The organism is Novimethylophilus sp. (assembly GCF_036504375.1).
Lineage (GTDB): Bacteria > Pseudomonadota > Gammaproteobacteria > Burkholderiales > Methylophilaceae > Novimethylophilus.
Genome location: NZ_DASXVH010000088.1, coordinates 1 through 19,352, shown reverse-complemented (window position 1 = coordinate 19,352; position 19,352 = coordinate 1). Strand labels below are relative to the sequence as shown.

Annotated in this window: 18 protein-coding genes; 13 read left to right on the top strand and 5 right to left on the bottom strand. The window is 57.9% G+C overall.

Going from position 1 to position 19,352, the window contains the following annotated elements; translation table 11 throughout:
• Nucleotides 1-40 precede the first annotated feature (40 nt).
• The 3 genes from VGK14_RS12950 to VGK14_RS12940 are packed head-to-tail and all read left to right on the top strand — an operon-like array spanning nucleotide 41 to nucleotide 3,176.
• Entirely contained in the window at nucleotides 41-259 is a 219-nt protein-coding gene (locus tag VGK14_RS12950; RefSeq protein WP_331509508.1) for a PP0621 family protein, read from the top strand.
• Nucleotides 256-1,836 carry a sensor histidine kinase gene (locus tag VGK14_RS12945; protein ID WP_331509507.1) on the top strand — a complete coding sequence of 527 codons (1,581 nt, stop codon included), beginning with the start codon at nucleotides 256-258 and terminating at the stop codon, nucleotides 1,834-1,836. The genes VGK14_RS12950 and VGK14_RS12945 overlap by 4 nt, the downstream gene beginning before the upstream one ends.
• Nucleotides 1,833-3,176 (top strand): sigma-54 dependent transcriptional regulator, encoded by a 1,344-nt coding sequence (locus tag VGK14_RS12940; protein ID WP_331509506.1) that lies wholly within the window; start codon nucleotides 1,833-1,835, stop codon nucleotides 3,174-3,176. Before VGK14_RS12945 ends, VGK14_RS12940 begins: the two co-directional genes overlap by 4 nt.
• Nucleotides 3,177-3,197: 21 nt before the next feature.
• On the opposite strand, the gene VGK14_RS12935 is transcribed toward VGK14_RS12940, so the two are convergent.
• Complete coding sequence (locus tag VGK14_RS12935; protein ID WP_331509505.1) at nucleotides 3,198-4,199, bottom strand: sodium:calcium antiporter; 1,002 nt, start codon at nucleotides 4,197-4,199, stop codon at nucleotides 3,198-3,200.
• A gap of 56 nt (nucleotides 4,200-4,255) precedes the next feature.
• On the opposite strand from VGK14_RS12935, the gene ampD reads away from it, so the two are divergent.
• The 5 genes from ampD (at nucleotide 4,256) to VGK14_RS12910 (ending at nucleotide 10,626) form a co-directional block, all read left to right on the top strand.
• Entirely contained in the window at nucleotides 4,256-4,801 is a 546-nt protein-coding gene (gene ampD / locus VGK14_RS12930; protein ID WP_331509504.1) for a 1,6-anhydro-N-acetylmuramyl-L-alanine amidase AmpD, read from the top strand.
• A gap of 201 nt (nucleotides 4,802-5,002) precedes the next feature.
• Nucleotides 5,003-5,707 (top strand): 3-hexulose-6-phosphate synthase, encoded by a 705-nt coding sequence (gene hxlA / locus VGK14_RS12925; protein WP_331509503.1) that lies wholly within the window; start codon nucleotides 5,003-5,005, stop codon nucleotides 5,705-5,707.
• Nucleotides 5,708-5,852: 145 nt separating this feature from the next.
• The gene (locus tag VGK14_RS12920) at nucleotides 5,853-6,494 is read left to right on the top strand and encodes a TetR/AcrR family transcriptional regulator (RefSeq protein ID WP_331509502.1); all 642 of its coding nucleotides are present in this window, start codon (nucleotides 5,853-5,855) and stop codon (nucleotides 6,492-6,494) included.
• Nucleotides 6,491-7,564: an efflux RND transporter periplasmic adaptor subunit gene (locus VGK14_RS12915; protein WP_331509501.1), complete on the top strand. Its 1,074-nt coding sequence runs from the start codon at nucleotides 6,491-6,493 to the stop codon at nucleotides 7,562-7,564. The genes VGK14_RS12920 and VGK14_RS12915 overlap by 4 nt, the downstream gene beginning before the upstream one ends.
• Entirely contained in the window at nucleotides 7,561-10,626 is a 3,066-nt protein-coding gene (locus tag VGK14_RS12910) for an efflux RND transporter permease subunit (protein ID WP_331509500.1), read from the top strand. The genes VGK14_RS12915 and VGK14_RS12910 overlap by 4 nt, the downstream gene beginning before the upstream one ends.
• Nucleotides 10,627-10,628: 2 nt before the next feature.
• Here VGK14_RS12910 and VGK14_RS12905 read toward each other — a convergent pair whose 3' ends face one another.
• Nucleotides 10,629-11,048 carry a secondary thiamine-phosphate synthase enzyme YjbQ gene (locus tag VGK14_RS12905; protein WP_331509499.1) on the bottom strand — a complete coding sequence of 140 codons (420 nt, stop codon included), beginning with the start codon at nucleotides 11,046-11,048 and terminating at the stop codon, nucleotides 10,629-10,631.
• A gap of 87 nt (nucleotides 11,049-11,135) precedes the next feature.
• Between VGK14_RS12905 and VGK14_RS12900 the strand changes: the two genes are divergently transcribed.
• Genes VGK14_RS12900 through VGK14_RS12885 form a run of 4 tightly spaced genes read left to right on the top strand, consistent with a single transcriptional unit; the run spans nucleotide 11,136 to nucleotide 14,573 of the window.
• Nucleotides 11,136-12,254, top strand: coding sequence for an ABC transporter permease (locus tag VGK14_RS12900; RefSeq protein ID WP_331509498.1), 1,119 nt, complete (start codon nucleotides 11,136-11,138; stop codon nucleotides 12,252-12,254).
• The gene (locus tag VGK14_RS12895) at nucleotides 12,251-13,018 is read left to right on the top strand and encodes an ABC transporter ATP-binding protein (RefSeq protein WP_331509497.1); all 768 of its coding nucleotides are present in this window, start codon (nucleotides 12,251-12,253) and stop codon (nucleotides 13,016-13,018) included. Before VGK14_RS12900 ends, VGK14_RS12895 begins: the two co-directional genes overlap by 4 nt.
• A gap of 11 nt (nucleotides 13,019-13,029) precedes the next feature.
• Complete coding sequence (locus VGK14_RS12890; RefSeq protein ID WP_331509496.1) at nucleotides 13,030-13,992, top strand: MlaD family protein; 963 nt, start codon at nucleotides 13,030-13,032, stop codon at nucleotides 13,990-13,992.
• Complete coding sequence (locus VGK14_RS12885; protein WP_331509495.1) at nucleotides 13,989-14,573, top strand: hypothetical protein; 585 nt, start codon at nucleotides 13,989-13,991, stop codon at nucleotides 14,571-14,573. Before VGK14_RS12890 ends, VGK14_RS12885 begins: the two co-directional genes overlap by 4 nt.
• Before the next feature lies 1 nt (nucleotide 14,574).
• On the opposite strand, the gene VGK14_RS12880 is transcribed toward VGK14_RS12885, so the two are convergent.
• Entirely contained in the window at nucleotides 14,575-16,236 is a 1,662-nt protein-coding gene (locus VGK14_RS12880; protein ID WP_331509494.1) for a sensor histidine kinase, read from the bottom strand.
• A 226-nt stretch (nucleotides 16,237-16,462) separates the two neighbouring features.
• Between VGK14_RS12880 and VGK14_RS12875 the strand changes: the two genes are divergently transcribed.
• Complete coding sequence (locus VGK14_RS12875) at nucleotides 16,463-17,116, top strand: prepilin-type N-terminal cleavage/methylation domain-containing protein (RefSeq protein WP_331509493.1); 654 nt, start codon at nucleotides 16,463-16,465, stop codon at nucleotides 17,114-17,116.
• 113 nt (nucleotides 17,117-17,229) lie between these two features.
• Here the strand turns inward: VGK14_RS12875 and fba are convergent, their stop codons facing one another.
• Both fba and pyk read right to left on the bottom strand, forming a co-directional pair.
• Nucleotides 17,230-18,300 (bottom strand): class II fructose-bisphosphate aldolase, encoded by a 1,071-nt coding sequence (gene fba / locus VGK14_RS12870; RefSeq protein WP_331509492.1) that lies wholly within the window; start codon nucleotides 18,298-18,300, stop codon nucleotides 17,230-17,232.
• A gap of 28 nt (nucleotides 18,301-18,328) precedes the next feature.
• Nucleotides 18,329-19,352 (bottom strand): pyruvate kinase (pyk, locus tag VGK14_RS12865; protein ID WP_331509491.1); only part of this gene is annotated, 1,024 nt, incomplete at its 5' end.

Below are 19,352 nucleotides of genomic sequence, written 5' to 3'. Positions count from 1 at the left end.
GGTCAGCGATTTTTGGATACGTTTTAGGTACAATCAGCGCATGCTGAAACTCTTACTCCTGGTATTGGCGGCATGGCTGATTATCGGCATTCTGAAACACCGCCGGACTTCGACCCACCGTGCGCCGCCGGCCGAAAAATCTGCAAATATGGTGCGTTGCGACATATGCGGAGTTCATCTGCCGGAAAGCGAAGCCATCCTGAGCAATCGATTGCACTATTGTTGCGAAGCCCATTTCCTGCAACGCAAGCAAGAATGACCCCCACCCCTGGCACGCGACCGGACGGCTACTGGCGATCCCTGCTCTTTCTCAATCTTTACCGACTTGCCGTTGCCGGATTATTGCTGACGACATGGGCCGTCATGTCTGCGCGTCCTTCGTGGGCTGAATATAACGTCAGCCTGTTTGGCTCGACCGCAGCCGTTTATCTGCTGGCCGGGGCCGCTTCCACCATCGCCGTCAAAATACGCTGGCCGCGCTTCAACCGCCAGCTCACGCTGCAGGTGGTCGGCGACATTCTGTTCATTACGACGCTGATGTATGCCAGCGGCGGCGTAAGAAGCGGCTTCGGGCTGCTGCTGGTGATCGCGATCGCCGCCGCCAGCCTCGTCAGCCAGGGGCGGTTGGCCTTGTTTTATGCCGCCGTCGCCTCCATCGCCATTTTGCTCGAGCAATCATGGGAGTTGCTGACCGAAATCGACAAGTCTCCGGATTACACGCATGCGGTAATGCTGAGCCTGAGCTTCTTCGCCACGGCGCTGCTGGCCCACAGCCTCGCCCGCCGGACGGAGGAAAGCGAGGCGCTGGCTTCGCAGCGCGGCGTGGACCTGGCAAACCTGGCCGAAGTGAATCAGCTGATCATCCGCGATATGCCGGACGGCGTGCTGGTCGTCGACCAGCAGTTGCATCTGCGCCAATTGAACGATCAAGCGCGGGCCTTGCTCGCGATGCCAGGTTCCGTCCGGGAAAATACCTTGCTCGACGACTGCGCACCGGCGCTATCGGCACTGTTGCGGGACTGGATGTCCGGCAAGCTCGACAGCGAGAACAATCACAAGCTCGCTATTGCCGGCCGGGACCTGCAGCTGCGCTTTGCGCAAGTGGGAGCGGGGCGCGAACAAGGGGCGGTAGTGTTTATTGGCGACATGAGCCAACTGCAATCGCAGGCGCAACAACTGAAATTGGCCGCGCTCGGCAGGTTGACCGCCAACATCGCACATGAAATTCGCAATCCCTTGAGCGCCATCAGCCATGCCGCCCAGCTATTGTCGGAAGACACCAGCGCAGACGCCACCCAGTTGCGCCTGCTGAATATCGTCGGCGCCAATGTGCAACGCCTGGACGGCATGGTGCAGGATGTCCTGCAACTCAATCGCCGCGACAGGGCCAGACCCAGGCTGATCAAAGCCGCCTCGTTTCTGCCGGAGTTTCATGCCCAGTTCTGTCAGATGGAAGGCATCCCGGAAGACTCCTTTGCGCTGAGCTCGATGTCCGGCTTGCCGGATTTCCTGTTCGATCCGAGCCATCTGCAACAGATATTGTGGAATCTTTGCCGCAATGCCTGGCGTCATTCCGGCAAATCCGCGGGCAGTTTGCGGCTTATGCTCGGGTCGAACGGCACTCGCATACAACTCGATGTTGCAGATGACGGCCCGGGCGTAAGCAGCGAGTCGCTCGCGCACCTGTTCGAACCTTTTTTTACCACCGAACCCAGCGGTACCGGCCTTGGGCTATATATTGCCCGCGAGTTATGCGAAGCCAACGGTGCCTGGATAGAATATATCGCCTCCTCCAGGGGAGCCGTATTTCGCATACACGCCAGGAGAGAAATATGATGATGCAGGCAACCTGCCTGATCGTAGACGACGAGGCCGATATCCGCGAATTGCTGATATTGACGCTCGAGCGCATGGGCATTACCGCCGATAGCGCCAGCTGCGTTACCGAGGCCAGAACGCTGTTGAAAAACCGGTCTTATAACCTTTGCTTGACCGACATGCGCCTTCCAGACGGCGATGGGCTGGATCTGGTGCGCCATATCGGCCAGCATCACCCGGGCTTGCCGGTGGCAGTGATTACTGCTTATGGCAGCGCCGAAAACGCCGTTGCCGCGCTCAAGGCCGGCGCATTCGATTATCTGTCCAAACCGATATCGCTCAAGCAACTGCGCCCATTGATAGAATCCGCGTTGCGGCTCACCGTCCCGGAAACTGCCGAAGCCGAACAACAGGCTCTATTGGGTGAGTCGCCGCCCATACGCCAGGCACGCGCGATGATCGAGAAACTGGCACGCAGCCAGGCACCGGTGCATATCTGCGGCGAATCCGGCACCGGCAAAGAACTGGCCGCGCGCCTGATCCACAGCAGCGGCCCCCGCCGTGAAGGCCCTTTTGTGCCCGTCAATTGCGGGGCGCTCCCGGAAAATCTGATTGAAAGCGAGTTTTTCGGCTATCGCAAAGGCGCCTTTACCGGCGCCCAGCAAGATCGCGAAGGTTTTTTTCAGGCAGCGGGCGGCGGTACTCTATTCCTCGACGAAGTCGCCGATCTGCCTTTGCCGATGCAGGTCAAGCTGCTGCGCGCCATTCAGGAAAAAAAGGTGCGCAAGATCGGCAGCACGCAGGAGGATCCGGTAGATGTACGCATTATCAGTGCGACTCATCGCAACCTGACGCAAATGCTGGAGAACGGCCATTTCCGCCAGGATCTCTATTACCGGCTCAACGTGATCGAACTGAAAATGCCGGCATTGCGCGAGATGCCGCAGGATATCCCGACGCTGGCCTCCAGGATGCTGGAGAAGCAGGCCGGGCTGCTCGGCATTCCTCTGCCGGTGCTGGATAAAACGGCAGAGGCGGCCTTGATGCGGCATCCGTTTCCGGGCAACGTGCGCGAACTGGAGAATGTGCTGGAACGCGCGCTGGCATTATGCGATGGCCAAGCCATTACTGTGGAAGACTTATGCCTGGACGGCAGCTCGCCATCCAAATCAGGGGGGGCAATGGTGCCGGGCGAGCTACCCTTGCCGGAATACCTGGAAAACCTGGAAAAACAGGTCATCCTGGACGCATTGCAAAAAACCGGCCACAACAGGACGGCGGCAGCCAAATTGCTAGGCGTCAGCTTCCGCGCGCTACGCTACCGCCTAGCCAAACTGGGGCTGGGCAAAGGGGACTGAACCGCCGCCGTTCGAGCAACATCAAGCCAGCGCAACGCCAAGATAAGTCACATACATGGCGCCGTTAATCCACACATGCCACACCTTGAGGTTGCCTTTCGAGGCCATCCATCGCAGCCATATCGCCCCCAACAGCGTGATGACCACGCCCGCCAGTACTTCTCGCCGCGGCTCCCAAGGCGTCAGCATGATGCCGATAGCCGGCAACAGGGTGCCCTGGAAAACCATGGCACCAGTGATATTGCCGAAGGCCAGGGTATCTTTCTGCTTGCGGATCCAGAGAATGCTGTTGACCTTTTCCGGCAACTCGGTCGCGATGGGAATGATCAGCAGGGACAGCAGCAGCGCGGATATCCCGAGCAAATGCGCGGCCTGCTCCACGCCATGAATGAAGCCCCTGGCCCCCGCCACCAGCAGGGCGAGCCCGACGACAAGCTGTGCGATGATCACGATAATATTATTGGGCAGGCCGGCGCGGCATAACAGCATCGGGGCGTCCGCTTCGGTGCCGTGCCCGTCCTCGACCAATGCGCTGGAAGCACGCAGGGTCAGCATGATGTAGATAAAATAGATCAGAACCAGCGTAAAACCGAGCGCAGCGCGCATCGCCAGCAGCGTATGCGGTATAAACAAGGCCAGCGTAGAGAATGCGAAAGCCGCGATAAAAAAGTTGAGGTCGCGGATGAAGCCGGTTCTTTCCGGGGTAAATTCGCCTTTTGTGCCGCGCCGGGATAACACCGCGAAGGCCAGCAGGGAAATGGAGAGCGTGGACAGCATCAAGGGCGCGCCAAGAATGGCTCCGACGCCGATCTCCTCATTGGTTTGAACGTTGGAGGTACCCGCCATCAACGCCAGGATCGGCACCAGCGTTTCCGGCAAGGCGGTTCCGATAGCCGCGAACAGCGAGCCGGTCACGCCGTCTGAAATCTTGAGCTTTTCGCCCAGATGCTCCAGCGCATTGGTGAAGACTTCCGCGGCCACCAGAATCACCAGTAGCATCAACAGCAGTTCCAGAAAGATCATAAAAGCACCATGGTTTATACTGAATCCGGATTTTAATGGATAACCCGCGCTGACGCATGACCACCATCAGCATCGATGAACACGGAATGGCGCCCCAGGCCCGCCATATCGCTTCACCCAATTGCGACGACCGCCCGCCGCACACGCCGCTCAGCCTGATTGTCATCCACAACATCAGCCTGCCGCCCGGCCAATTTGGTGGAGAAGGTGTGATCGAATTATTTACCAACCGACTCGACCCGGAAGAGCATCCTTATTACCGCGAGATTTACCAAAGGCGGGTCTGCGCCCATTTTTTCATACGGCGCAACGGCGAACTGATCCAGTTCGCCTCTTGCGATAAGCGTGCATGGCATGCCGGCGTGTCGCAGTGGCAAGGACGCGAACGCTGCAATGACTTTTCTGTCGGCATCGAACTCGAAGGCAGCGATGACACTACCTTTGAAAATATCCAGTATTCCGTCCTGAATGACTTGATTTCGGCCCTCCGCCAAGCTTACCCCATCAGCGGCATCGCCGGACATTCGGATATTGCTCGCGGCCGCAAGACAGATCCAGGGCCATACTTCGACTGGAAAAGAATTGATCGATTGCCGCCTTGAGGAAAATATCGCTGTTTTTGCTGCCTTCAGCATTAAAAATAGCAGAGGTTGACGTGTTTCGCGAAGTGACTACAATGGTAGCAGGGGCACAAAAGCGCATTGGAAGCGGGGATGAAATATAACTTTTTAACCGCTGCCCAGGCGCCCGAAATAATATATCAATAAGCCTGTAACCAACCTTAACCATTCGGAGGATGTACCATGGCAAAACCATTAGTTCAAGTTGCATTAGATTGTTTGGATTTCGATCAGACCCTGGCTCTTGCCCGCCAGGCAGCACCTTATGTGGACATCATTGAAATCGGTACGCCAAATCTCAAGCACAATGGTCTTGCCCTGGTCAAAGCCGTCAGGGCACAACATCCGGACAAACTGATCATGGCCGACTTGAAGACCATGGACGCCGGCTATTACGAAGCCGAACCGTTCTACAAGGCCGGCGCCGACATCTGCACCGTGCTCGGCACCGCCGACCTGGGCACCATCAAAGGCGTCGTCGATGTGGCCAATGCCTATGGCAAACAGGCTCAAGTCGACCTGATCAATGTTGAAGACAAGGCCGCGCGTGCTACCGAAGCAGCCAAGCTGGGCGCTCATATCATCGGCATCCACACCGGCATCGACCAGCAGCTGGCCGGCCAGACCCCGTTCGCCGACCTGGCCGCTTTGGTTGCCTTGGGCTTGAACGTCAAGGTATCCGTCGCTGGCGGCATCAAGCAATCCACGGTTCAACAAGTAGTGAAATCCGGTCCCGATATCGTGGTGGTCGGTGGCGCAATCACTGGCTCTAAAGCACCGGAAGTATCCGCTCGCGAAATTCGCGAACTAGTGGATGCTGCCGCCGGAGGCTCCGCAAGCGGCAATGGCGGCGGCCTGTTCGGCTGGCTCAAGAAACTGGTTGGATAATTAATAAGCACTCCTGGCCCGGGATTTCGCTTCCGGGCCAGATCCGGTACGCTTCGCAGTCAACACGCGCTTTTACGCTTCCGCCGATTGACCATCCGGTCAGTCAATGGCAATATTCGGCAACATTCCCATTCGAATATTTGCCGTGCAAACTGCAAAAACCGCCAGCACCAACTCCGATCCCAGCAGCGTAGAACGCATCTTGGCCGCAGCCGAAACCTTGTTCGCCGAGCAGGGATTCGACGCCGTGCCGATGAATGCCATCGCCGCCCGCGCCGGTGTCAGCAAGGCCAATATTTTTCATCATTTCAGCACCAAGAATGCGCTGTACCTGGCCGTGCTCAGCTCCGCCAGCAAGGAATCCTGCACTCGTCTCGACACCCTGGAAAGCAGCGAAGGCAACTTTGTGGAACGGCTCGCGCATTATGCCGCGGGGCACCTCGACTCCATCCTGAACCACAGCCATCTCGCCCGGCTGGTGCTGCGCGATTTGCTGGCTAATGGCCCTGACCGCGGGAAAGATCTGGCAGAACAGGTGCTCGGTCGCAATTTCGCCAAGCTGGTGGAAATCATCCGCCAAGGACAATCCCGTCAGGAATTGCGCGGGGATATCGACCCGGCGATGGTGGCCGTCATGCTGATCGCAGCCAATGTGTATTTTTTTGAAGCACGAGATGTGCTACGTCATTTCCCCGACGTCGATTTCGCCGACGACCCGCACCTCTACAGCGCCAAGATGCTGCAACTGATGCTGCACGGCATCCTGCGCCGGGAAAACAAGGAATGAAAAGTATTGCTATAGTGCTGGCGATGTCAATGTCGTTGATTGCATGCTCTAAAAAAGACGATAGCGCAGCGCAGATAGCGCCACCGGCCACCATCATTACCGTTGCCCAGGCGCAAGGCCGGCACCTGGAGATTTCCGAACAAACCGTAGGCACGATGGAAGGGCTGATAGATCCCAATGTAGGCGCCGAGGTGGCGGGACGCGTGGTACAGGTATTGGCGCATGCTGGCCAAGTGGTGAAAAAAGGACAGCTGATTGCCGTGCTGGACGCTACGGATTACAGCTTGCAGAAGCGCGAGGCGCAAGCGGAAATTGGCCGGATTCAAGCGTTGCTGAGCAATCAGGAAAAGATTGTCGACCGCAACCAGCGGTTGGTGCAGAAAAATTTCATTTCACGCAATGCATTGGACGATGCTTCATCGCAGCAGGACGCCTTGCGTCAACAACTCGAAGGAGCAAGAGCGCAGCTCGCGGCAATTGAACATAACAACGCCAAAACGCGTGTGGTCTCCCCGATCGACGGCCAAGTGGAAAAACAGATTGCCTCGCCTGGGAACTTCGTCAAAGTGGGCGATTCTTTATTTCAATTGATAGGCACCCAGCGGCTGCGCGCGCATCTGCCTTTTCCGGAAAGCATAAGCGCCAAGCTGCATCCCGGCCAGACCGTCAGATTGAGTACGCCGACCGCGCCGGACAAGACATTCACCACCACAATCCGGGAAATCAAGCCGCTGATCGGCAACTCCAACCGCGCCGCGGATGTCATCGCGGATGTGGTCGATCAGGCCGGATGGCAAGCAGGAGCCAGCGTCAACGGTGTCGTCGTACTGGGCGAACACGCGCAGGCGGTGGTAGTGCCCGAAGCCAGCGTGGTACTGCGCCCGGCGGGGGAAGTGGTATACCTCATCAAGGACCGGACGGCATTGCAACGCATCGTCAAAACCGGGCTACGGCAGGAAGGCATGGTGGAAATTGTCGAAGGATTGGCGGCCGGAGAAACCGTGGCGGTTGACGGCGCAGCCTTTCTTACCGACAAGGCTGCGGTCAAGACGCAGGCAGCCGCCCAATGACGCTGCCGGAATTATCGATTAACCGCCATGTGCTGGCGTTCATGCTGTCCGGCGTACTGGTACTGCTCGGCGTCATCAGTTATCAACGCATAGGCGTGGATCGTTTTCCTTATATCGAATTTCCGGTTATTTCCGTCACCACCGCCGAAAAGGGCGCCAATCCGGACATTATCGATGCCAGCATTACCAATGTCATCGAGACTTCGGTCAACAGCGTGCCGGGCATAGAACATATTCAGTCGACTTCCAGCCCCGGCATCTCGGTGGTCGCGATCACGTTCAGCCTGGACAAGAAAATCGACGTGGCCTTCAATGAGGTGCAATCCAAGGTTAACCAGATACTGCGCCGCTTGCCGGATGACGTCGACCCGCCTGTCGTGGCCAAGGTGGAAACCAACGCCCAACCCATCATGTGGCTGGCCTTGCGCGGCGACCGCACCCAACAGCAACTGAACCAGTATGCTCTCAATGTGCTTAAAAAGCGCCTGGAAACCATCAATGGCGTGGGCGAAGTCCGCCTCGGCGGCCGCCGCGACCGTACCATACGCGTCAACCTGCTGCCGGGCCGCATGGCTGCGCTGGGAGTGACTCCGCAGGACTTGCTCAATGCGTTCGGCCGCGAGCATGTGCAGCTGCCGGGCGGCTTCCTGGTCGGCCAGAAAAGCGAGTACTTGCTCAAGCTGGACATGGAGTTTCACAAATTAGACGACCTGGGTACGATGATCGTCGCTTATCGCGACGGCGCACCGATTCGCCTCAAGGAAGTTGCAGAAATCGAAGATGGGCTGTCCGACTACCGGCAACTCGCCCATTTCAACGGCAAGCCCACCGTGGGCCTGGGGCTGGTGAAAATTGCCAACGCCAACACCGTCGCCATCATCGATGAGGTACAACGCAGGCTGGACATCGAGATCCGGCCGCAACTGCCGCCGGGCATGAGCATAGAAATCGCCTCCAACGATGCACTTTATATCCAGGAAATCATCAATGCGCTCAAGGAGCACTTGATCGCCGGCACGCTGCTGGCAGCTTTCATCGTGCTGTTGTTTCTGCGCTCCCTGCGCTCCACACTCATCATCGCCGTGGCGATTCCGGTGTCCCTGCTGGGCGCGGTGGCGGTGATGTATTTCGCCGGTTTCACCTTCAACACCTTGACGCTGCTCGCGTTGCTGCTATTGATCGGCGTCGTCGTCGACGATGCCATTGTCGTGCTCGAAAACATCTTCCGCCACCGCGAAAAAATCGACCCCGATCCCGTCACATCCGCTCTGAACGGCAGCAAGGAAGTGGTATTCGCAGTGCTGGCGGCGACACTTTCATTGGTGTCCATCTTCGCTCCGGTGATTTTCATGAGCGGCATCATCGGCCAGTTCTTCAAGTCGTTTGCGGTCGTGGTGACCTTTGGCGTACTGGTATCGCTATTCGTTTCGCTGACGCTGACGCCTATGTTGTGTTCGCGCTATTTGAAAGTCGAGCAGCAGCACGGACGCGCCTATTACGCACTGGATGCATTTTTCGCCGGTCTGGATCATTTTTACCGCCGGCTGCTGGGTCTCGCGCTGGAGCACCGCTGGAAAGTCGTGCTGCTGACGCTGCTCGTGGTCGCCTCCAGCAGCTGGTTCTTCCAGCAGGTGAAAAAGGAATTCGTCCCCGAGGAAGACGAAGGCCGCTTCATCGTCTACCTGAAGACGCCTTTGGGCGCCAGCGTCGACTACACCAATAGCCGTTTGGCTGAAATCGAGAAAGTGCTGGGCGACCATGCGGAAATCGCCACCTACTTCACCGGCATCGGCATCGGACAGGCGGGACAGGTCAACCAGGGGTTTGCTTTCGTGCGGCTGAAAGACCGCCGCGAACGCAACGTGCGCCAGCAGGACTTGCTCAAGACGCTGCGCGTGGAGTTGGGGCAGATTCCGGGCGTGCGCGCTTTCCCGGCCCCGGTCCCCATTGTCGGCGGCCAGCGCGGCGACCCGTTGCAGTTCAACCTGTCCGGCCCCAACCTCGGCCAGGTCGGCAGGCTGGCCAAAACCATGCAGGAAAAGCTCGGCGACATTCCCGGCATGGGCAAGGTCGACCTCGACATGCAACTGGATTTGCCGGAACTGGTCATGACCGCCGATCGCATCCGCGCCGCCAGTTTCGGCCTGTCGGCGCGCGATGTGGCGCTGGCGTTGAACATGCTGACCGGCGGCATCGATGTTGCCAAATATAATGACGAACCAGGCGACGGGGAACGCTACGATATTCGCCTTAAGGCCAAGGGCGGCGAATTCGGCCAGCCTGCCGACTTATCCAAAATCTACCTGCGCAGCCAGGATGGCGGCCTGGTGCGCCTGGATTCGGTGGCAAGCTTCAAACCGACGCTGGGCGCGGCAGTGATCGGCCGCTTCGACATGCAGTATGCCGCCAATTTCTATGCCACGCCCACCATTCCACTGGGCGATTCGGTCAATAAGGTCAAACAGACTGCGACGCAACTGCTGCCGCCGGGTTACGGAATCAAATTCGTCGGCCAGGCGGAAGAATTCGGCAAAACGGTGCAGAACATGATCTTCGTGTTCGTGCTGGCGCTGGCCCTGCTTTATATGGTGCTCGCCAGCCAGTTCAATTCCTTTCTGCAGCCCCTCATCATCATGCTGGCGCAGCCGCTGGCGATCATAGGCGGCGTGCTGGCGCTGTGGCTACTGGGGCACTCGCTGAACATTTATTCGATGATCGGACTGGTGCTGCTGATCGGCCTGGTGGCGAAGAATTCCATCCTGCTGGTGGACCTTACCAATCAGTACCGCGCACAAGGGGCAGGTATCGATACCGCGCTGACGGAAGCCTGCCCTATCCGCTTAAGACCGGTACTGATGACCTCCGCCACCATTATTCTCGCCCTGTTCCCGGCGGCGCTGGGTCTGGGAGCTGGCGCTGAAACCAATGGGCCGCTATCGGTCGCGGTGATCGGTGGCATGATCACCTCAACGTTGCTGACGCTGGTGGTAGTGCCTGCGGTGTACTCTCTGGCAATGCACGGGGTGGAACGGCTGACCAGACACCGCTCCGGCCCTGGCTGAGTTTAATCGCCGATAATCTTAACCAGCACTCGCTTCTTGCGGCGGCCGTCGAATTCGCCGTAAAAAATCTGCTCCCACGGGCCGAAATCCAGCCGGCCTTCGGTAACCGCGACCACGACTTCGCGCCCCATCACCTGGCGCTTCATATGGGCATCGGCATTATCCTCGCCAGTATCGTTGTGACGATACGAGCTCACCGGCTCATGCGGCGCAAGCCGTTCCAGCCATTGCGCATAATCGTGATGCAGGCCGGACTCATCGTCGTTGATGAACACGCTGGCGGTGATGTGCATGGCGTTGACCAGCACCAAGCCTTCGCGCACGCCGCTCTCGGCGAGGCATTCGCGAATCTGTGGGGTAATATTGGTGAAGGCGACTCGCGTCGGCGCGTTATACCAGAGTTCCTTGCGATAGCTTTTCATGGCGCAAACCTGTGTAATGAAAACCGCCAAATTATAGCCTAGCGCCCAGGCACAGGCTAAAATGCAGAAAAATTAAGAGGATACCCCATGGCAGACGCGACTTTCCGCGTCGATGACCAGCCGGGCGGAGGGCGGCGAGTCATGCTTGCCGGCTGCTGGTCACTGCGGCAGGTGGAAAACAACTTCGCCGATCTGCGCGAACAGTTGCGGTCTTTTTTTGCCGATCCTTTCCTGCATTGGGATCTCACGGAAGTCGAACAGCTTGACAGCGCCGGTGCGGCCATGCTGCTGGCAGGGTGGGGCCATCGCATCGACCGCCGCATGCAACTGCTGCCGGAGCAGGCGGCACAGTTTGCGATGCTGATGGCGCTGCCCAGGCGCCATACCATTGGCGCGGGGCAAGGCAGGATAAAAACATTCTTCCAGCACTTGTGGGATATCGATCTGGCATTCGTTTCCCATGTGGTCGACTTCATCGGCTTACTGGGCTCCCTGGCGCTTGAATTGCTGCACTTGCTGCGCCATCCGCATGAAATTCCCTGGAAGGAGATCTCCGCCAATGTCTATAAAGGCGGGGTTCTGGCGCTGCCGGTGACCGGCCTGGTAGGCTTCATGATAGGCATCGCAATGAGCTACCTGATGGCGTTGCAGCTAAGGAAATTCGGCGCGGATATCTTCATCGTCAACATCCTCGGACTGGCGATCATCCGCGAACTGGGACCCATCCTGATGGCCGTGCTGGTGGCCGGGCGCTCGGGTTCGGCAATGACCGCACAGATCGGCGTGATGCGCGTGACCGAAGAAATCGACGCGCTCGCCACCATGGGCATTTCACGCATCCTTCGCCTCATTCTGCCCAAGGTGGTCGGCCTGACGCTGGTCGCACCCCTGCTGGTATTCTGGACTTCATGCTGGGCGCTGATGGGCGGCATGCTGGCTGCAAACCTGCAACTGGGCATAGGCTTCGAGTTCTTCCTCGACCATCTGCCGCGGGTGGTCAAACCCGTGAATCTTTCGCTGTCCATGCTCAAGGCGCTGATGTTCGGCCTGCTGGTGACCCTGGTCGCCTGCCATTTCGGCCTGCGTGTGAAGCCCAATACCGAAAGTCTATCCTCCAGCACCACTACTTCAGTCGTGGTCGCCATTACCGCCGTCATCCTGGTGGATGCGATTTTTGCCATTCTCACCCGCGGGGTTGGGTTGTGAAGGCCGATATCCCGATATGCGAAGTCCATGATCTTTGGACCGAGTATGGCCCGACCATCATTCACCGCGGCCTCGAGCTGGAAGTGCGCCATGGGGAAGTGATGGCCCTGGTCGGCGGTTCCGGCAGCGGCAAGACCACGCTGCTGCGTCATATTGTTGGCTTGACCGTACCCACTCGCGGCGAAGTTCGGCTGTTTGGCACCGTCCTGTCCCAGCTCGACCGCGAAGGCCAGCGCCATGCGCGCAACCGCTTTGGCATGCTGTTTCAGCAAGGCGCGCTGTTCTCCGCATTGAGTGTTTTCGAAAATATCGCTTTTCCGTTGCGCGAATTACGCCAGTTCGACGAGGACACCATACACCTTTTGGTCATGCACAAGCTGTCGCTGGTAGAACTGGAGCCCAAGCATGCATGGCTGCTGCCGGCGCAGCTCTCCGGCGGCATGATCAAGCGCGTGGGACTGGCCCGTGCACTGGCGCTGGAACCGGAACTGCTGGTGCTGGATGAACCCACCGCGGGTCTGGACCCCGACCGCAGCGAGAAATTCGTGCTGCTGATCAAAAACCTGCGGCGCCAGTTGGGGCTTACCGTTATTTTTGTTACGCATGATCTTGATACGCTGGCCGCGCTTGCAGACCGGGTGGCGGTGCTGGCGGACCAGCATATCGTGGCCTGTTGCCCGCTGGTCGAACTGGGCAAGGTAGATCACCCTTTCGTAGCCAATTTCTTTCAAGGGGTCAAACAACGCCTGCAGCGTTTGGAATAAACTAGGGACCTATGGAAAACCGAGCCTACGCTTTTATTGCCGGCCTGTTCGCCTTGTTGCTATGCGCGGCCTTGGTGGTCGCTTTCTGGTGGCTTGGCGGCTCGCATAAGGCCGAGACCGAGTACGAAATCGTCTCCGCTTACCCGGTTATCGGCCTGAATCCGCAAGCGGCAGTACGTTATCGCGGAGTGGATGTCGGAAGCGTACGGGAAATTGCGCTAGACCCAGCCGGCGCCAATGCCATCGTGATCCGTGTCGCCATCGACAGCCGCATGCGGCTGACGCGCAGCAGTTTTGCCAAACTTGTTTCACAGGGACTGACAGGGCTCTCCTATATCGAACTCGACGACTCCGGATTGGATAAAACTCCGTTAGGCACCGGCAGAATCCCATTGCGCGAATCCGACATGAGCCAGCTGATCAACTCCGGCAAGGAAATCCTTGGTAGAACCGCGCACTTGCTGGACACCACCGAGCGCCTGCTAAAAACCTTCAATCGTTTGCTGGATGACAACAATACGCAGAAAATCGAACGCCTCATCAGCAATATGGAACGTTCCAGCCGCGAGCTGGCGCCGTTGCTGCGATCCTCGCATATCACCGCCGATAAGGCCGGACGCCTGCTGGACGGGATTCATCCCCGCGAGCTCTCCGATACTCTTGAAGCGATCCGCAAAGCGTCGGCCAGCATGCAGGAAACCTCGGACGCGGCCCGGCCCGCATTGATCAAATTCAGGCAGTCGCTGGACGAATTCGAGCGCATTGGCCGGCATATCGAGCAAGCCAGCGCCGAACTCGGCGACACCATCAATAACGAAACGCTGCCGCAGGCCCATGAGCTTACACAGCAATTGCATCAGGATGCGGAAAGCCTGAACCGGCTGATGGAAACGTTGGAGCAAAACCCGCAAAGCATGATTTTCGGCAAGCCGCAGCCGCTGCCGGGACCGGGAGAAAAAGGATTCCGACCATGAAGCGAGCAGTCACCCTTACGTTATTGCTTCTGGCCGGCTGCGGCAGTCTACCGAAAGCCGGCCCGCAGGCAGCGCTTTACGATTTTGGCATCGACTCATCCGCAGCGCTGCCGACAACTTCCCCGTTGCGGCTGGCCAATGTTGAAGCGGCAGCCGAGCTAGCCGGCAGCGACATGCGCTATCGGCTGGCGTACCAGAATCCGGCGCGCGTCTTTTTTTATACGGAAAGCCGCTGGATAGCTCCGCCAGCCAAGCTGCTGGCGCGGCATTTCCAACAGCGCACGCTGCAGAACAATTCCGCGCAGTGTGCCTTGCATATCACGGTGGAAACTTTCGATCAGATATTCGACTCGCCTGACAGCAGCCGCGGCATTGTGCGATTGCACGCCAGAATCATTGAGGGTAGCGGCCGGCAGGCGAATACCCATACTCTGCTGGCAAGCGCGGAACGGGCTGCCGCGACCGCCGATGCCCGCGGCGGGGTGGCCGCCCTGGCCGGGGCCGCGGACGATGCCTTCACCCGCATCGTGGACTGGGCTGGCACCTTGCCGTGCGGAAAAATGCCCAGCCTCGCCCGTTAACTCAACGCGGATTAAGTTCGAATTTCACCGCCCCCGGCCGATTGGACCCCAGAACCAATTGGTAATCTTGCTGCTGGGCGTGTCTGGCTGCCTGATAAAGCCCGATGCCCAACCCAGAAGCTGAAGGCAGCGGCGATTTGAACAAGGTCTGGGCAGTTGCGGCAGGGATAGCGACACCGTCGTCTTCGATACTCAAGCCGGGCGCGTTTCCAGCATGCAATATCACCAAAATATTCAGATCCGGCTGCGACTTGCGTTTTTCCAACGCATTCTGCAGCACATTGTCGGCAACGCTATCGAACAGCTCCGCCGGCAATACTGTACCCGGCATTATCTTCTCCGACGAAAACTCCACGCCTGCATCCCTGTAGCGCTGTCGCAGGCGATTCCACCACGTAATGGCATTCATGGTGCTGGCTGGACCGGATTGCGGCGTTTGCAATTTATCCATGGTGATTTGCAGCCGCTGGGTGAGCTGCGGCAATTGCCGCCGCATCAGCGCCACCAATCGCGCCTGGTCGCCATCTTCGGTATGCTCTGCAGCGGAACATAAGGTGGTCAGCGATTGCAGCAGATTCTTGATGTCATGCGTCATGCGCGCACCGGTCTCATACACCGCCTGCAGGTAAGCCGAACTGCGCAGTTGCTCTTCGCGCAGCTTGGCCTCGTGAAACTCGCCCAGCAATTGGGCCAGCAGCTTGATATGCAGCGTCAGGGCAGGGCTCAAAGTATTGCGGGTATATAGCGTTAACCGCAGGCCGTGGTAAGAAAATGTCGCCTCATGCGGCGATGTCTCGCCGAACTTGCCGCCTGACGTGTCCGTTTGCCAGGTGCCGCCGCTCACCCAGGGCAGCGATGCCACCTCCTCCGCGGACGCATGCAGGAAATGCGTGGCAGAAGAACTGGTTTCAGCCAGCAGCGCGATACGTTGCAGCCATTTCTCAAACGGCATGCCCACGCTCAGCAAATAGCGCGACAGCAGCGCACCCAGGCCGGTAAAGCCGGCACGCGGGTTCCACAACCAACTCAGGGCAACCAGCACCCCGGCTATGGCAAACATGGCGCGCATTAAAACCAGTACATAGTCTTCCCGGATGACGGTTTCAATAATGAAGCTTCCCAGCACGAGTATTACTACCAGCAGAAAAAGCAGCAGGCTATAAAAGAAATCCAGCGTTACCGTCGGGCTCCGGTCCCGTTCGTCCCGCACAAACAGCAGCCCGACGGGAATTGCCGGCAAGGCGTATTGCACCAACCATTGCGCAGAGGACAGCGTCCCCGTCAACTTCAGCAGATGGGGCTCCACCCATGCCAGCAGCATGGTCAGCAGGTAGCCAACGGCTACCATATTGGCAATCCGCTCGCGCCTGGCGCGCGAAGAAAACAACCGCCCCCCCAACACGCCGATCAGCACCGCCAGCCAGAACGCCAGCAACCACCAGCTGAGCAGGCCCAGCAATACCGCCCCGCCGGCCACGAACAGCAATGCCGGCAGGAAATCCAGGCGCTGCTCGCCGCGCCAGATAGGCTGCCACAGCAGAAACAAGCCGTAATGCACCATCAACAATGCATCCGCCCAACTCCAGGCGGGCCCGTTGATCAATACCGCATGCAATGCCAGCAACATCGTTCCCATTCCCCAGTACTGGGGGATCGATAGCAAGCCGGGATTAAACCGATTCAGCGGCATAAGGTTGTCGAGATATTGTCAATAATGTCGAAAAATGGTCAGCGCCATACTGGCCGCGCATGATTATTTATAAAAAAAACAATTTAATCAATGCAATAAAAGATTAACTTAATGTGGCATCAGCCTTGCTTGCATTAAATGTATCCATCGATCTGCATTTTGGGCGATGTCATCACATACTGCTGAAAAGGATAGCATAATGAAAAAACAAACAGGTTTTACGCTGATCGAGCTGGCCATTGTGCTGGTGATTATCGGCTTGCTGTTGGGGGGCGTGTTGAAGGGGCAGGAATTGATCAATAGCGCCAAGGTTAAAAATATGGCCTCCGACTTTAAGAATGTTCAGGTATTTATTTATGGATATCAGGACAAATACAAGGCGTTACCGGGTGACGATGCTAACGCTGTAGCTCATGTCGGTGGCATAAAAGCCAGCACAGCAAGCGAGACCCAAGGTAATGGCGTAATTGAAGGGGCGTGGAATACCGCTACCGATACCGATGAGTCATGTGTTTTCTGGCAACATGTCCGGCTTGCAGGATTGGCTCCCGGATCAACCACTGTAAGTTGCGCGGCCGGTAATACCTATCAGCCAAAGAATGCTGATGGCGGCACGATTGGCATACAGAGCGTATCCGGGTTTACCAAAATAACTGGCATGCCGGGTTCTTTTGTAGTCTGTTCTGACGGGATCCTTGGCAAATTTGCAAAACAGCTTGACACTACGTTGGACGACGGCGAAACCTCCACTGGTTCCGTACGAGCAACACCGACCGCCACTACTGGTGTAGCTGCTACCCTGACATCTGGCATCATCGATGCCAACAACTATACTGTCTGCATGACCTTCTGATCGGAATTAGTTATGTAATGAAGCCCGCTTCGGCGGGCTTTTCTTTTTTGCACAGACTTAACATCATGAAAAAGACGGCCTTGGCCGCCTTTTTCAGACTGGATACAAAACTCCTACTTAACTACCGCCGCCAATTCGCCCTTCTTGTATCTCTCGGCCATCCTGTCGCAAGACAATGCCTTGATCTTGCTGGCCTGACCGGCCGAGCCGAAAGCCTCGAAACGCGCCTTGCAGATATCCTTCATTGCAGCCGTAGAGGCCAGCAGAAACTTGCGTGGGTCGAATTCCTTGCGGTTTTCCGGCTGAGCCAGAAACCGCCGTATCGCGCCGGTAGATGCCAGGCGCAAATCGGTATCGATGTTGACCTTGCGCACGCCGTGCTTGATGCCCTCGACGATTTCCTCGACCGGCACACCGTAGGTCTCGCCGATGCCGCCACCGAATTCGTTGATGATCTTGAGCCATTCCTGCGGCACCGAAGAAGAGCCGTGCATGACCAGATGCGTATTCGGGATGCGCGCGTGGATTGCCTTGATCCGATTGATCGCGAGGATTTCGCCGGTGGGCGGACGGCTGAACTTGTAGGCGCCATGCGAAGTGCCGATCGCGATTGCCAGCGCATCCACGCCGGTTTTCCTGACGAAATCGGCGGCTTCTTCCGGGTCGGTCAGCATTTGCGAGTGATCCAGCTTGCCCTCGGCGCCGTGGCCGTCTTCTTCCCCCGCCATGCCGGATTCCAGCGATCCCAGGCAGCCCAGCTCTCCTTCCACGGAGACGCCTACGGCATGCGCCATGTCGACCACCTTGCGGGTAACCTCGACGTTGTATTCATAACTGGCCGGGGTTTTCATGTCTTCTTGCAGCGAGCCGTCCATCATCACGCTGGAGAAGCCGGAACGGATTGCCTGGATGCATACGGCGGGCGAGGCCCCGTGATCCTGATGCATGACCACCGGGATGTGCGGATACGCTTCCACCGCAGCGGCCACCATGTGACGCAGAAAAGCCTCGCCTGCATACTTGCGCGCACCGGCGGAACCTTGCAGGATTACCGGGCTGCCAACCTCGTCCGCCGCCTGCATGATGGCGTGAATCTGTTCCATGTTGTTGACGTTGAACGCAGGCAGGCCGTAGCTGTTTTCTGCTGCGTGATCCAGTAATTGTCGGAGTGATACGAGTGCCATGACTTTCTCCTAATAAAATTCGACGTCTTCAGCTGCGCTGAAGTTTACCGTTGCTGTGCTCGCCTACCCGCACGATTTTCATGGTGTTGGTGCCGCCAGCCTGGCCGATCGGTTCGCCGATCGTCAGCAGAATCAGATCGCCGTCCTGCGCCGCACCGCGCCGGCGCAACTCATCTTCTGCGGCTTGCAAAATTACATCGCGGTCGAGACTCTCCTGGTCGAATCTGAACGGGTAGACACCGCGATAAAGGGTTAGTTTTCTGCGCGTCTCCTTTTCCGGCGTCAGTGCGTAAATTGGCACCTGGGTGTTGGTACGCGACATCCATTTGACCGTGGAACCGGATTGGGTAAGAGAGGCGATCGCTTTCACGTTGAGATGGTTGGCGGTATATACCGTCGCCAGTGCGATGGATTCATCCACGCGATGAAAATACTCACTCGAGCGTTGCCTCAGGTTATAGCTGTTCAGGCCCTGGCTGTCGTAGTCTCTTTCCGCTTCGAGGCACACCCGATCCATTGCGGCGATGGATTCCACCGGATATTTGCCGGCGGCAGTTTCCGCCGACAGCATCACGGCATCGGTGCCGTCGAGAACCGCATTGGCGACGTCGGACACCTCCGCGCGCGTCGGAATAGGGCTTTCGATCATCGACTCCATCATTTGCGTCGCGGTAATCACCAGCTTGTTCCTCGCTCGCGCCTCGCGAATCATCCGTTTTTGCAAACCCGGAACCGCCGCGTCGCCGACTTCCACACCCAAATCGCCGCGGGCGACCATGATGGCATCCGAAGCATCGATAATTTCATTCAACGAAGAAATCGCTTCCGCGCGCTCGATCTTGGCGACGATGCTGGCGTACCCACCTGCCGCCCGCATCAGGTCGCGCGCCAACTGCACATCGGCACCGCAGCGGGGGAAAGAGATCGCCAGGTAATCGGCCTCGAGCGCGGCTGCCGTCTTGATATCCTCGCGATCCTTCTCGGTCAGCGCCTGCGCTGACAAACCGCCTCCCTGGCGGTTAATCCCCTTGTTATTGGAGAGCACGCCGCTC